The organism is Mycobacterium sp. DL99 (genome assembly GCF_004762045.1).
Classification (GTDB): domain Bacteria; phylum Actinomycetota; class Actinomycetes; order Mycobacteriales; family Mycobacteriaceae; genus Mycobacterium.
Map to the genome: position 1 here is coordinate 4,046,918 of NZ_SJOM01000007.1, position 13,854 is coordinate 4,060,771.

General features: G+C 67.7%; 12 protein-coding genes. 8 read left to right on the top strand and 4 right to left on the bottom strand.

The features are described from left to right. The first annotated feature begins 8 nt into the window (after window positions 1-8). The 3 genes from EYZ64_RS19880 to EYZ64_RS19890 all read left to right on the top strand — a co-directional run bounded on the left by EYZ64_RS19880 (window position 9) and on the right by EYZ64_RS19890 (window position 3,229). Window positions 9-383 (top strand): ArsR/SmtB family transcription factor, encoded by a 375-nt coding sequence (locus tag EYZ64_RS19880; protein WP_135455979.1) that lies wholly within the window; start codon window positions 9-11, stop codon window positions 381-383. After that, window positions 380-2,338 carry a heavy metal translocating P-type ATPase gene (locus EYZ64_RS19885; protein ID WP_135455981.1) on the top strand — a complete coding sequence of 653 codons (1,959 nt, stop codon included), beginning with the start codon at window positions 380-382 and terminating at the stop codon, window positions 2,336-2,338. The genes EYZ64_RS19880 and EYZ64_RS19885 overlap by 4 nt, the downstream gene beginning before the upstream one ends. A gap of 333 nt (window positions 2,339-2,671) precedes the next feature. Next, window positions 2,672-3,229, top strand: coding sequence for a hypothetical protein (locus tag EYZ64_RS19890; protein ID WP_135455984.1), 558 nt, complete (start codon window positions 2,672-2,674; stop codon window positions 3,227-3,229). Between the two features lie 45 nt (window positions 3,230-3,274). On the opposite strand, the gene EYZ64_RS19895 is transcribed toward EYZ64_RS19890, so the two are convergent. Together EYZ64_RS19895 and EYZ64_RS19900 are read right to left on the bottom strand one after the other, a co-directional pair. Further along, window positions 3,275-5,095 carry an Hsp70 family protein gene (locus EYZ64_RS19895; RefSeq protein WP_135455986.1) on the bottom strand — a complete coding sequence of 607 codons (1,821 nt, stop codon included), beginning with the start codon at window positions 5,093-5,095 and terminating at the stop codon, window positions 3,275-3,277. A gap of 63 nt (window positions 5,096-5,158) precedes the next feature. Next, window positions 5,159-6,232 (bottom strand): NAD(P)H-dependent amine dehydrogenase family protein, encoded by a 1,074-nt coding sequence (locus EYZ64_RS19900; RefSeq protein WP_135455988.1) that lies wholly within the window; start codon window positions 6,230-6,232, stop codon window positions 5,159-5,161. Window positions 6,233-6,373: 141 nt separating this feature from the next. Here EYZ64_RS19900 and EYZ64_RS19905 point away from each other — a divergent pair, with 141 nt between their 5' ends. Then, window positions 6,374-7,120, top strand: a complete 747-nt coding sequence (locus EYZ64_RS19905; RefSeq protein WP_135455990.1) for a 3-oxoacyl-ACP reductase family protein — start codon at window positions 6,374-6,376, stop codon at window positions 7,118-7,120. Between the two features lie 3 nt (window positions 7,121-7,123). On the opposite strand, the gene EYZ64_RS19910 is transcribed toward EYZ64_RS19905, so the two are convergent. Together EYZ64_RS19910 and EYZ64_RS19915 are read right to left on the bottom strand one after the other, a co-directional pair. Then, entirely contained in the window at window positions 7,124-8,194 is a 1,071-nt protein-coding gene (locus tag EYZ64_RS19910) for a glycoside hydrolase family 183 protein (protein WP_135455992.1), read from the bottom strand. Window positions 8,195-8,213: 19 nt separating this feature from the next. After that, window positions 8,214-8,753 (bottom strand): hypothetical protein, encoded by a 540-nt coding sequence (locus tag EYZ64_RS19915; RefSeq protein ID WP_135455994.1) that lies wholly within the window; start codon window positions 8,751-8,753, stop codon window positions 8,214-8,216. Window positions 8,754-8,899: 146 nt separating this feature from the next. Here EYZ64_RS19915 and EYZ64_RS19920 point away from each other — a divergent pair, with 146 nt between their 5' ends. From EYZ64_RS19920 to EYZ64_RS19935, 4 genes are read left to right on the top strand one after another with little or no spacing between them, the layout of a single operon-like run. Next, window positions 8,900-10,423, top strand: a complete 1,524-nt coding sequence (locus EYZ64_RS19920; RefSeq protein ID WP_135460131.1) for an ABC transporter substrate-binding protein — start codon at window positions 8,900-8,902, stop codon at window positions 10,421-10,423. Then, window positions 10,420-11,406 (top strand): ABC transporter permease, encoded by a 987-nt coding sequence (locus tag EYZ64_RS19925; RefSeq protein ID WP_286175067.1) that lies wholly within the window; start codon window positions 10,420-10,422, stop codon window positions 11,404-11,406. The genes EYZ64_RS19920 and EYZ64_RS19925 overlap by 4 nt, the downstream gene beginning before the upstream one ends. Then, the gene (locus EYZ64_RS19930; protein ID WP_135455996.1) at window positions 11,403-12,284 is read left to right on the top strand and encodes an ABC transporter permease; all 882 of its coding nucleotides are present in this window, start codon (window positions 11,403-11,405) and stop codon (window positions 12,282-12,284) included. The genes EYZ64_RS19925 and EYZ64_RS19930 overlap by 4 nt, the downstream gene beginning before the upstream one ends. Then, the gene (locus tag EYZ64_RS19935) at window positions 12,281-13,846 is read left to right on the top strand and encodes a dipeptide ABC transporter ATP-binding protein (RefSeq protein WP_135455998.1); all 1,566 of its coding nucleotides are present in this window, start codon (window positions 12,281-12,283) and stop codon (window positions 13,844-13,846) included. The genes EYZ64_RS19930 and EYZ64_RS19935 overlap by 4 nt, the downstream gene beginning before the upstream one ends. The last annotated feature ends 8 nt before the right edge of the window (window positions 13,847-13,854 follow it).

A 13,854-nucleotide genomic window follows, 5' to 3' on the forward strand; every position in this document is an offset into this window, starting at 1 on the left:
ATCGTCGCATGGCGATGAAACCTTCTTCTGCCGATGTTTCGGCCGCGGTGAATCTCGATGCGGCGACGGCGTTGTTCCATAGCCTCTCCGATGGCACCCGGTTGGCGATCCTGCGCCGACTGGCCGTCGGTGAGGCCCGGGTGGTGGATCTGACGGCAGAGTTGGGGTTGGCTCAGTCGACAGTGTCGGCGCATCTGGCCTGCCTGCGTGACTGCGGGCTGGTCGATTTCCGCGCAGAGGGTCGTGCCTCGGTGTATCGGCTGGCCCGCCCCGAGTTGTTGGAGATGTTTCGGGCCGCCGAGGCTGTGCTGACGGCCACCGGCAGTGCGGTGGCCCTGTGCCCCAACTACGGCCACCCCGCGGAGCGGAAGTCCGTGCAATGAGCGACGCGTGCGGTTGCGGCAACGACCGCCCCGCTGGCGCGGACGGGCAGGAACCGGAACGGCTCTGGGAGGTCAGCGAACTGCGCGCGGCCGCGGCCACCGGTGTGGCGCTGGTGGCCGGCTATGCAGTCGGCTGGGCCGGCGGACCGCGCCCGGTCGAGCTCGGCCTGTACGCGGTCGCGCTGTTGGTCGGGGCGTGGACATTTGTGCCGTCCACACTGCGCCGCTTGACCAAGGGCCAGATCGGGGTCGGGACGCTGATGACGATCGCCGCCGTGGGTGCGGTGATCCTCGGCGAAGTCGGCGAGGCCGCGATGCTGGCGTTCCTGTTCTCCATCAGCGAGGGGCTCGAGGAGTACTCCCTGGCGCGGACCCGCCGCGGGTTGCGGGCGTTGTTGTCGTTGGCGCCCGATGAAGCCACCGTCGTGCGTGACGGCATCGAAATTACGCTCGCTCCAAGTGAGTTGCGGCTGGGTGACCGGATGCTGGTACGGCCCGGGGAACGGGTGGCGACCGACGGGGTGATCGTGGCGGGCCGCACGGCGCTGGACACTTCGGCGATCACCGGTGAATCGGTGCCGGTCGAGGCCGGTCCCGGCGATGAGGTGTTCGCCGGGTCGATCAACGGCACCGGAGCGCTGGATGTCGAGGTGACCAGTACTGCCGCGGACAACTCGCTGGCTCGCATCGTGGCGATCGTGGAGGCCGAACAGTCCCGCAAGGGCGCGAGCCAACGGCTGGCCGACCGCATCGCCAAACCGTTGGTGCCCGCGATCATGGCCGCCGCGGCACTGATCGCCGTGATCGGCAGCGTGGTCGGTGATCCCGTGGTGTGGATCGAACGAGCCCTGGTGGTGTTGGTGGCGGCGTCGCCGTGCGCGCTGGCGATTTCTGTGCCAGTCACCGTGGTCGCCGCGATCGGCGCGGCCAGCAAGCTTGGCGTCCTGGTCAAAGGCGGGGCCGCGCTGGAAGCCCTGGGGGCAGTGCGCACCATCGGGCTGGACAAGACCGGCACCCTGACCGCCAACAAGCCCACCGTCATCGACGTCGCCACCGCCAACGGCGCCACCCGCGAGCAGGTGCTGGAGACCGCGGCGGCGTTGGAGGCTCGCAGCGAACACCCCCTGGCCGCGGCGATCCTGGCCGCCGCCGGCCCCGTTCAGCCCGCCGAGGGCGTGGAAGCGGTCACCAGTGCCGGACTGGTCGGTCAGCGTGACGGCCGCAGGCTGCGCCTGGGCCGGCCCGGCTGGCTGCACCCCGGCGCGTTGGCCGATCGAGTCGCGGCCATGCAGGCCGCCGGTGCCACAGCGGTACTGGTTGAAGACGATGACCAACTCATCGGCGCGATTGCGGTGCGCGACGAACTGCGCCCCGAAGCCGGCCAGGTCGTCGAGGCGTTGCGCCGAGACGGTTATCAGGTGGTGATGCTCACCGGGGACAACACCGCCACCGCCACCGCGCTGGCCCGACAGGTGGGCATCGAGGTCGTCCATGCCGACCTGCGTCCGGAAGACAAAGCGACGCTGATTCGTCAACTGCGCCAAAAGCAATCGACCGCAATGGTCGGCGATGGGGTCAACGACGCTCCCGCGTTGGCGACCGCGGACCTGGGTATCGCCATGGGCGCCATGGGTACCGACGTGGCCATCGAAACCGCCGACGTCGCCCTCATGGGTGAGGACCTGCGCCATCTCACCCAAGCTTTCGGTCACGCCCGGCGCGCCCGCCGCATCATGATTCAAAACATCGGTCTGTCACTGGGATTGATCGCGATACTGATCCCGCTCGCTCTCACCGGAGTGCTGGGATTGGCCGCCGTCGTTGCCGTGCACGAACTCGCCGAAATCGTTGTCATCGCCAACGGCGTGCGCGCCGGGCGCATCGAGGGACTTGCCGTCACCGATCGAAACTCAGTCGCCGCGTCGTCAGATGCTACATCGACAGCCGCCAGGTAACGGATACAGGCCCGGCCATACCGACTCGAGTGTGAGTCCCAATATTCCACCGCAAGAACGCTATTCAGCGAATGCGTTCAAAGATCCCATTGGTCCCGGAGGTACTGCCGGCACACAATTGTTCCTCAACGCTGTGAGATCACTGCGGGGCGCCGAGGTCGACTTCGACGACGATTGGCGGTGCCTGCGCTACAACTGGTGACCCCACCACCATATTCGTCTACTATTCAGGTACGTAGATAGCGCACGATCCACCCCCAGGCTGACGGAACGCGTGGCCGCCCACAAGACCGGGAGCGGATCGCCGTCGGGCACCACCGATCGGAGCAGCCCATGACCGAATTCACCCGCCGCACCGTCCTTACCCTGGCAGTAGGCGCCAGCGGTCTGATGGCGCTGGGATACCTGCTGCGCAGCAACACCTTTGGCATGCCAGCCAGTCATTCCGAGCCCAACATGATGGGCGTATCCGGGGTCGACATGAGCCGTTACATGACCATGTTCGCCCGACACACCGAGCTGCGACGCACCGTCGAGGAGATCCCCGGAGGCGTACGCACCACCACCGAGTCCGACTCACCGGACCTGGTCGCCCAACTGCACGCCCACGTGTCCTCGATGTATGACCACCTCGGCCAGGGCGCCGAGGTGTCCTGCATGAGCTCGACCCTGCCCACCCTGTTCCGCCGGGCCGGCGACTACCAACGGCAGATCACCTTGACCCCAGCCGGGGTCATCGCGACCGAAACCTCCACCGATCCCGACCTGACCGCCACCATCCGCGCCCACGCCCGCGAAGTCACCGGGTTCGTCGTCGACGGGATGCCCGCCATGATGGGCCCGATGATGGGTGGCGGCATGATGGGTGGCGGCATGATGGGCCCACACTAGCCACCGCGAATCCGACTTCCCTACAACGAATCACGCACGGACGCATCAGCCCCCGGTGTGGCCGCCACCCGGAGCCGGAACCCACGGCAGGCCGGGGATCGTCGGATACGGCGCGGTGGGACTCCACGGCGCCTGGGTGGTGGTCGGCGTCTGGGTGGTCGTCGGGGCCTGCGTGGTGGTCGGCGGCGCTTCCGTCGTCGTCGGGGGGGCCTCGGTTGTCGGGGTCGGTGTCTCGGCCGGCGGCGGATTCTCCGTCGCCGGCGGGGCCGCCGGCGCAGGCTGCTCCACGGTCTGCGTCACGGTGCGCGGGGCAGGCGCCTCGTGCGTGACGGTCTGCGGTGCGTCGACAGTCGCGGGTTCGTCGACCGGAGCGGCAGGTGCGGTCTCGTCCGCAGCGGCAGTCGTCGACGGGACCGCCTTGGTGTTGGACACCGGACGGGTGGGCTCATCATTGCCGGTAATGCTGATCAACACCGCCACGACGGCGACGAGCACCGCTGCGGCACCGGCACCCAGGATCACCGGAGGCCGCCGGTACCAGGGCCGCGCCGCGATCTCGTCGAGTTCGGTCAGCTCACGCTCCCCGAACTCGAGTTGGGGGCGCGCCGCGGTGCGTCCCCCCGCGGGTTCGAATCCGGTGTCGAAATCGGCCCCGTAATCGTCTCCGTAACGTTCGGCACTGTAGTCATCGACCGGTGCGACATCGGGCACGTTCTGGGCATCGGACCAGGCCAACGCCTGGGGTGCGGCCGGGGGCTCGGGCGCGACCAGTGCGGCGGCGGTGGTCGGCGGGGCCCCAGCGGAGGCCGGGGCCATCGCGGTCATGCCCTCCTCGGCGGTGCCGCGCACCCCGATCAGGCCGCCCCCGATGGCCGGGGTCAGCTCCGGCCGGGCCGCGGTGATCACCGGCAGTCGCAGGTGCTCGGATAGCGTCGTGGTGATCGCCGGGATCCTGGCGCCGCCGCCGGTGGTGGCAACCGCAACGAGCTCACCGGGGCGCAGCCCGGCACGATCTACCGCACCGTGCAGAACCGACATGAACTCACGCAGCGGTGCGGCGATCACATCATCGAGTTCGTTGCGGTTCAATCGCACGTCGCTGCGATGCCCGGGCAGTTCGGCGACCAGCGCTGTGACGGACTCGGTGGACAGACGCTCCTTGGCGCGCCGGCACTCGGCGCGCAGGCGGCCCAGCGACCCGATGGCCGAGGTGCTGGCCAGGTCGATCGTTCCGGCCGCGGACAGGTCGTTCACCACATGGGTCAGCAGCCCCTGGTCGATCAGGTCGCCCGACAGATCGGGGTGCCGAATCGTCGGCGCGATCGGCTGATACCCGTTGTCCGCGTCGGCAAGCGTGATGCTGGTGCCGCTGCCCCCGAAATCGCACACGGCGATCACACCGCGCGTCGGCACCCCGGGGTTGTCCTGCAGCGCGATCAGTGCCGCCTTCGCGTCGGGCACCAGCACCGGATCGCCGAAGCCTCCGACCGCGGCCAGTTCGGTGCGTAGCGCCTCGACCTGGTTGGGCCGCCAATGCGCGGGATGGGTGACGGCGATCGGATCGGCCGGCGGGCGTCCCCCGGTCAGCGTGCGCAGCAGCGCCGCCAGGGCGTCGGCCAGCACGGCCTCGCCCCGGTGCGACGAGCCGTCGGGGGCCAGCATCCCGACCGGGTCCCCCACCCGCTCGACGAAGTCGGTGAGGATCAGACCTCGTTCGTTCAGGTTCGGGTTCTCGCTGGGTACGCCCACTTCAGCGGCCCGATGCGGGAACAGCGTCAGCACCGGCGACCGCGTCACCGCGGCGCGGTTCACCACTACCGCTGTGAGGTTGGTCGATCCAATCGACAACCCGATCCCGTCAGCCATGTCACCCCGTTTCGAGAAGAACCCTATCCGGTAGTCCATCTCGTTTGACGGGGCTGGCGTTACCTAGCGAATGGTGCCCAGGCCTGGAATCAGTGGTAGATCCAGGGGTGTCACCCATCCCGGCGAATGTTCATTGACAGCGGGCACGGCGTTGAGCGCCCGCAGTCCGGTGGCCAGGCAGCCCGCGGCGGCCGCATCGCGCCCGGAGCCGTCGGTGAACCGGAACGCGGTCTCCTGGGAGATGCTCGGGGTGCCCTCGATGTCGACGCGGTAGACGTCGTTGTCGTTTCCGGACGGCCAGTCCGGTGCGGCGTCCAGGCCGATCCGGTTGACGTGCTCGAGCTGAATCCGGGTCTCGCCGCGGTAGACGCCGTTGATCGTGAAGCGCACGGCGGCGACGTTGCCGGCCGGGATGATGCCCTTGGCCGATTTGCGTTCATCCGGGGTGATCCACTTGTCCCACGTGGTGGTGATCTCGTCGAGCTCGATACCCGCCGCGTGCGCGATCATCGGAACCGTTGCGCCCCAGGCGAAGATGAGGATGTCCGGCGTTTCGAGCAGCGCCCGCTTCTCGGGCGGCCTCCCGATGCCCATCTCGAATTCGTAGTCACCGGTGTAGTTGGTGTAGTCCAGCAGTTCCGACGCCCGCACGCTGCGTATCTCTGAGCACAGGCCCATCAAGGTCATCGGGAACAGGTCATTGGCGAAGCCGGGGTCGATCCCGGTGGTGAAGCACGACGCCCCTCCCGCCTCGCAGGCCTCGGTGATCGGCTCGATCCAGGCCGGCGGGTTGAGGTGCATCTTGGGCCAGACCCAGGGGGTCATCGCGGTCGAGCAGACATCGATACCGGCCCGCAGGAATCGGCCGATCACATCGATGTTGACGTCCGCATGGGCGGCTGTCGGCCCGTAATGCACCAACGCGTCGGGCTTCAGCGCGATGAGCGCGTCGATGTCGTCGGTGGCCCGGACCCCGATGGGGGCACCGAGGCCGCAGATCTCGCCGGCGTCGCGCCCCACCTTCTCCGGGTTGCTGACACCGACACCGACGAGTTCGAACAAGGGGTGCTTGACGATCTCGGCAATCACCATCTGCCCCACGAAACCGGTGCCCCAAACCACTACACGCTTGACCATCCGAACACCCTGGCACAAAGTGGGGCCAATCACACCGAGAATCTCCAGTGACCGGGAATCTCCGCTCGGACACCGACCTTTACCAAGCATGGCCCACGGCCGGTCCGGCCGGAAAGCCTTTAACGCGTGGAAGGAAACGACATGACATCTGCATCCCTGGCCGGGCGGCGCGCACTGGTAACCGGAGGCTCCCGCGGGATCGGCGCAGAGATCGTCCGGCGCCTGGCCGCCGACGGCGCCGCCGTGGCGTTCACCTACGGATCGTCGGCGGCCGAGGCCGACAAGCTGGTCGCCGAGCTCACGGCCGACGGCGCCAAGGCCGTGGCGATCCAGGCCGACAGCGCCGATCCGGCCCAGGTCGCCGGCGCGGTCGAGCGCGCCGTGACAGATCTCGGTGGTCTGGATGTCCTGGTCAACAACGCTGGGGTGGCGGTGATTTCGCCGATCGACGACTTCCCGCAAGAGCAATTCGACCGGTTGGTGGCGGTCAACATCGGTGGCGTGTTCGCCGCCATCCGCGCCGCAGTGGCCCATCTCGGCGAGGGGGCCCGGATCATCAACATCGGCAGCATCAACGCCGACCGGGTACCCGAGCCGGGGTTGTCGGCCTACGCGATGACCAAAGGCGCGGTCGCCTCGCTGACCCGAGGCCTGGCCCGCGAGCTGGGCCCGCGCGGGATCACGGTCAACAACGTGCAGCCGGGTCCGATCGATACCGACATGAACCCCGATCAAGGCGAGTTCGCCGAGGCGGCAAAGGGAGTCGTCGCACTGGGCCGCTATGGGCACACCAGCGACATCGCGGCCGTGGTGAGCTTCCTGGCCGGCCCGGAATCCGGGTTCGTCACCGGGGCGAACTGGAACGTCGACGGCGGGTTCACCGCCTGACGGTCACAGGTTGACGGGATCGGGCTGACGCGGCGTCTTGGAGGTGTCCTTCAGCCCGGCCTTGAACTGCATTGCCCGGTAAGGCCATCCCGTGTCGGTGCGCCATTGCGATACCACCAGCCCGACGCCGCCGGTGATGCCGAAGCGGGAGCCCGGCAGCAGGTAGCCGCCGTAGAGCTGGGCGACCTTGTTGTGGGCCTGGTCCTCTGCCTCCCACGACGATCCGACGATCGGTGTCTGCACCGGGGTGGTGTACATGTTGGCCACCGGGGAGGACACCACCCGGTAGCCCAATGCGTATGAGGAGGCCAGGAATCCGCCCAGGACCCATCTGCCCGGAGCGGTGCGGCGGAAGGTCAGCTCACCCCAGGTCTCGTCCGGCGGCGTGATCGGCGTGGCCTGCCGCCCCCACTGCCAGCGTCCGTTGGTGAACCCCCAACTGACGTACTGCGACCGCCGGCCGATCTGATCGGGCCGGACCCGCATCAGGATGATGCCCTTGTCGCGCTGAAATCCCGTGGCCACCACGTACACCCAACCGTCGTGGGGATCGAAGTCCCACGACCAGCATTGGGCGTAACCATCGTGCAGGTCGGCCGGGAACTTCGCCTCCTCACCCAGATGGGTCCACGACACCCCGCTGTCGTCGGAGCGCCAGATCTCAGTCCAGATCACCGTGCCGAAGCCATGATTGACGATCGCGTGCAGGTACAGCGAGTCGCCCACCCGCAGCAGATCCGACGGGATCACGGTGCTGATCCCGCCATGCCGCCACCCGGATGCCTCGTCGTCATGGATGTAGTGCCACAGTTGGCGCGCGTAGGTGGGGTCGGCTCCCCCGGCGAATTCGTAGACGATCTCGTGGTTGGCGTCGCCGGAGCCGATCAGCACCACCGGTGAACGCCAGTCGCCCTGCCCGACGCGGCTGCCGGAGAACGTGTCGCCGAATACCGACACCAGCTTGCCGTTGGGTGCGACGACCGACGCACCGAGATCAGTGGCGGTGACGCCGAACCGGTCGGTGCGGCCGGGCCCGGTGATGTCGACGACTTTTCCGTCGATCAGCGGTAGCACTCCCCGTCGGTCCTTGCGCCTAGGTGCACCACCGCAAGCCACCCGGCTCGCAGTCGAGCGGGTAGACGTCGACGGGCTTCGGCAACGGCTCCTTGAACGCCAGCTTGAACGGGAAGTTGAGGATCGCCGGCTCGATGGTGCCGCCACATGCCTGGTTGTGGGCCACGCTGCGGGTGCCGGTCATCGCAATATCGTCGAACTTGTAGGTCTCGGTGGTCGGCTCCCAGCTGCCGTCCGGGCACTGCATGCCTTCGATCGCCGCCGTCGAATACGTCCACACCCCGCCGGTGAGCCGTGCGTCGCCGCCCTTGAGGTCTTTGGTCGTCGCGACGTGCAGTCGGCATGCCACCGCCAGTTCGAGCGGCTCACGCAGATCGCCGACCACCGGGACGCAGGACGGGTACACCGTCCAGGTCTGCGGGTCCATGCCGTCCTGGGTGTAGGTGTAGACGCCCTGCATGACGGGATCGGCCTGTGCCGGGGCGGCAACCCCCAGGCTGAGTCCGATTCCCAGAGCCGACATCAGGGCGGTCGCGGCCGCCGCGCGCTTGAAGGTCACAATGGGTGAGTATCGCAGTCTTCATCAGCGTCGTCACCGGTATGGGTCCGGATATCTCACGCCGGCCCCCGTGGCGGCCCCAGCGGGTGAGCGTACGGCGGATCACCCGCGGTGATCCTGGAGTAATCGTGACGACACGACCAGCGATGAAAACGTTGGCGGCAGTCCTGGTATTCGTGCTGGCTGCCTGCTCGGCGGCGTGTTCCACGGGCAGCCGAATCGACCTGGGCGACGAGTCGTCGGGCAATCTCATCGCGGCCATCGCAGGGGAACCCGATCAGCTCGACCCACACCGAACCAGCGCCTATTTCTCGTTCGAAGTGTTGGAGAACGTGTTCGACACGCTGGTCGAGCCCGACGAGGACCTACAGATGCGGCCGGCGCTGGCGCAGTCCTGGGAGGTCAGCGACGACCAACTCACCTGGACGTTTCACCTGCGCGACGGCGTGCGCTGGCATGACGGCAGCCCGCTGACCGCCGACGACGTGGTCTATTCGTACCGGCGCATCATCGACGAACAACTGACCAACGTCGACAAGTTCAGTGCCCTCAGCAGTGTCACCGCGCCGGACCCGGCGACCGTGCGGATCACGGTCCGCCGGCCCACCCCGAACCTGCTGACCAACCTCGGCGGGTTCAAGGGCATGGCGATCGTGCAGCGCGCCAACGTCGAGAGCGGGCAGATCGCCACCCATCCGATCGGCACCGGCCCGTTCTCGTTCGCCGGACGGCGCAGCGGTGACTCCATCACACTCAAGGCCAACCCGCACTATTGGGGAGGTGCTCCCCCGGTTTCCGGGGTGACGTTCCGGTTCATCTCCGAGCCGACGACGGCGTTGTCGGCGCTGCAGGCCGGCGAGATCGATTGGACAGATTCGGTGCCGCCGCAGCGGGTGGCACAGTTGCGCGACGACGACTCGCTGACGCTGGCACTCACTCCGGGAAACGACTACTGGTATCTGGCGCTCAACGAAGCCCGGCCGCCATGGAATGACCCGCGGGTGCGCGAGGCCATCGCTTACGCCATCGACCGGGATGCGATCGCCGCGGCCACCAGCTACCGCACCGCGGAGGTCAACCAGCTGGCGATCCCGCGCGGCAGCCCGTGGTTCACCGACTATCACCGGTACCACTACGACACGGACAAGGCACGGAGCCTCCTCCGGGACGCGGGTGCGGCCCCACACGACCTCGACATGCTGGCCACCAGCGAGTACCCCGAGACGGTGACGGCAGCCCAGATCATCGCCGACAACCTTGCGTCCCTTGGCATCACGGTGAACATCCGCACGGTGGACTTCGCCACCTGGCTCGACGAACAGAACACCGGCCGCTTCGACATGCTGATGATGGGGTGGCTGGGAAACATCGACCCGGACGATTTCTACTACGCCCAGCACCACACACACGGCACGAGCAATGCGCAGAAGTTCTCCGACCCCGAGGTGGACCGACTGCTGAATGCCGGCCGTACCGAAACCGATGTCGCCAAGCGAAAAGACATCTACGCCAAGGCCGCAACCCAGATCGCGGACCAGGCCAGCTACATCTACCTGTACAACCCGTCGGTGATCCAGGCCTGGGCCAACAACCTGTCGGGGTATCAGGTGCGCCGCGACGGTGCCGTCCGGTTCCGCACCGCCGACCTTGACGGAGATGAAACCCAGTGACCCAAAAGGCTTTGAGCACGATTCGTGCGAACCACCCGATCGTGGAGTTCCTGGCCCGCCGGCTGCTGTACTCGGCGGTGGTGCTCGTCGGCGTGCTCGTCGTGGTATTCGCCCTGGTACACCTGGTGCCGGGCGATCCGGTCCGCATCGCGCTCGGCACCCGCTACACCCCGCAGGCCTACGACGCGCTGCGAGCGGCCAGCGGTATGGACCGCCCCATCGTCGAGCAGTTCTTCTCGTATCTCGGCTCAGCACTGACCGGCGACCTCGGCGTCAGCTTCCGCAACGGTGACCCGGTCACGGTGACCCTGCTCGACCGGCTGCCCGCCACCTTGTCGCTCGGGGTAGTCGGCATCCTCATCGCCCTGGTGATCGCGCTACCCGCCGGGATCTTCGCCGCGCTGCGGGAGGGACGGGCCAGCGACGCGATCGTGCGGGTCGCCAGTCAGTTCGGGGTATCGGTGCCGGATTTCTGGTTGGGCATCCTGCTGATCGGCGTGTTCGCCTCGACGCTGGGCTGGTTACCCACCTCCGGATACCGTCCGCTGCTGGGTGATCCGGGCGGCTGGCTGCGTCACATCATCCTGCCCGGTCTGACGGTCGGCCTGGTGGCCGGCGCCATCATGACGCGCTACGTGCGCTCGGCGGTGCTGGAGGTCGCCGCCATGGGCTACGTCCGCACCGCCCGGTCCAAGGGCCTGGCACCGCCGGTGGTCACTTTCCGCCACATCGTGCGCAACGCGCTGCTGCCGGTGTTGACCATCACCGGGATCCAATTGGCCACGATCCTCGGTGGGGTCATCGTGGTGGAAGTGGTCTTCGCCTGGCCGGGTTTGGGCCGATTGGTGTTCAATTCCGTTGCCGCGCGGGACTATCCCGTGATCCAGGGTGCGGTGTTGTTGATCGCGGTGCTGTTCCTGCTGATCAACCTGCTGGTGGACGTGCTGTATGCGGTCGTCGACCCGAGAATCCGGCTGTCGTGACCACCACCCAAGATTCCCGCGTCGCATCCTGGCGGCTGCTGTTGTCGAATCCGGTCACCGCGGTCAGCGCCGCGGTACTGCTGGCGGTGCTGATCGTCGCGGTATCCGCATCCTGGATCGCCCCGTACGGCATCAACGACATCGACGTACCCAATGCGCTGCAGAGCCCCGGCACCGCGCACTGGTTCGGCACCGATGAGCTTGGCCGCGACGTGTTCTCACGTGTGCTGGTGGCGATCGCGGCCTCGCTTCGGGTCGCAGTGGTCTCCGTCGCGCTGGCCGCGGTGATCGGCGTGCTGGTCGGTGTGCTCGCCGGCTACCGGGGCGGGTGGATCGACACCGTGGTGATGCGCGTCGTCGACGTCATGTTCGCCTTCCCGGTGTTGCTGCTCGCGCTGGCGATCGTGGCGGTCCTCGGGCCCGGCATCACCACCACGATGCTGGCCATCGGGATCGTCTACATCCCGATCTTCGCGCGGGTCGCCCGGGCGTCGGCGCTCGGCGTGCGGGTGGAGCCGTTCGTCGCGGTGTCGCGGAGCATGGGCACCGGTGACGGCTACATCCTGATCCGGCACATCCTGCCGAACATCGCCGGGCCGTTGATCGTTCAGCTGTCCCTGTCGTTGGCATTCGCGATCCTGGCCGAGGCCGCACTGTCGTTCCTCGGGCTGGGCATCCAACCGCCGCAGCCGTCACTGGGCCGGATGATCTTCGACGCTCAGGGATTTGTCACGCTGGCCTGGTGGATGGCGGTGTTCCCGGGCGCGGCGATCTTCGTGATGGTGTTGGCTTTCAACCTGTTCGGCGACGGGATGCGCGATGTGCTCGATCCGAAACAGCGCACTTCGATCGAGGCGAGAAGGGCAGGGCGCAAATGAGCCAGCCGGTGCTGGGGGTCAACGATCTGCGAGTAGCGATCGGTCGCCGCGAGATCGTACGGGGTGTGGCCTTCGAGGTGCACCGTGAGCAGACCGTCGGCATCGTCGGTGAGTCCGGATCGGGTAAGTCGATGACGGTGCTGGCCGCCACCGGCTTGTTGGACGCACCGGGTGCCGTGGTCATGGGCACCAGCACGTTGGCCGGCGGTTCCCAGTTGATCGGGGCGTCGGCGCGGGCGCTGCGCGCGGTGCACGGCAGCCGCGTCGGGTTCGTCTTCCAGGATCCCGGGACGTCGCTGAACCCTCTGCTGTCCCTGGAACGGCAGATCACCGAAACCCTTGAGACACACCGCAAGATGACCCGGCGCCAGTCGCGGGTGCGGGCCGGTGAGCTGCTCGAGGCGGTCGGACTGTCCCCCGATCGGCTCGATGCGTACCCGCACCAACTGTCCGGCGGGCAGCGTCAGCGGGTGATGATCGCGATCGCCCTGGCCTGCGATCCGGAACTGCTCATCGCCGATGAACCGACGACCGCGCTCGACGTCACCACCCAGGCCCAGATCATCGAGCTGGTGGCCGATCTGCAGCGGGATTTCGGAACTGCGGTGGTGTGGATCAGTCACGACCTCGGGGTCATCGGCCAGGTAGCCGATGAGGTGACCGTGCTGCGCGACGGCGAGGCCGTCGAACAGGCACCGATCCTCGAGGTCTTCGATCATCCCCAGCACGCCTACACCCGCGAGTTGCTGGCAGCCCGGCCGCTGCTCGACGGCGCCGGACCCGCACCCGCCCCGGCCGATACACCGGTTCTGTTGCACATCAACGAACTTGACGTGCGGTACGGATCGGTGCATGCCGTCAAGGACGTCTCGTTTCAGCTGCGACGCGCGACAACGCTGGGGATCGTCGGCGAATCAGGGTCGGGCAAGTCAACGGTGGCCGCCGCGCTCACCGGGCTGGCGGAGCCGTCGGCGGGTACCGCGACGCTGGACGGCGAGGACGTCTTCGCCGGCGGGCGCGCCCTGCGCCGGCGGATCAGCCTGGTGTTCCAGGATCCGTTCGCTTCACTCGATCCGCGGGCCCGGGTCAGCGCTGCGATCGGCGAACCGCTACGCGTGCACCGGTTGGCCACGGGGCGTCGGGCCCGCGCCGAGCGGGTGGCTGAGTTGCTCGAACTTGTGGGACTGCCAACAGATTTCGCGTCACGGTATCCGCACGAGCTGTCCGGCGGTCAGCGGCAGCGGGTCAGTATCGCCCGGGCGCTGGCCACCAAACCCGACGTGGTCATCCTCGACGAGTCGACGGCGTCCCTGGATGTGTCGGTGCAGTCACGGGTGCTGGACCTGTTGTCCGAGCTGCAGCGCGAGCTGGGATTGACCTACCTGTTCATCGCGCACGATCTGGCGGTGGTGCGCCGGATGTGTCACGACGTGCTGGTGATGCGGGCCGGCGAAGTCGTCGAGTACGGCCCGGCCACCGAACTGTTCACCGCACCTGAGCACTCCTACACGCGCACACTACTGGCCGCGGTTCCGCCCGCCAGACCGCGGCAGCGGGCCTGACATCCTCA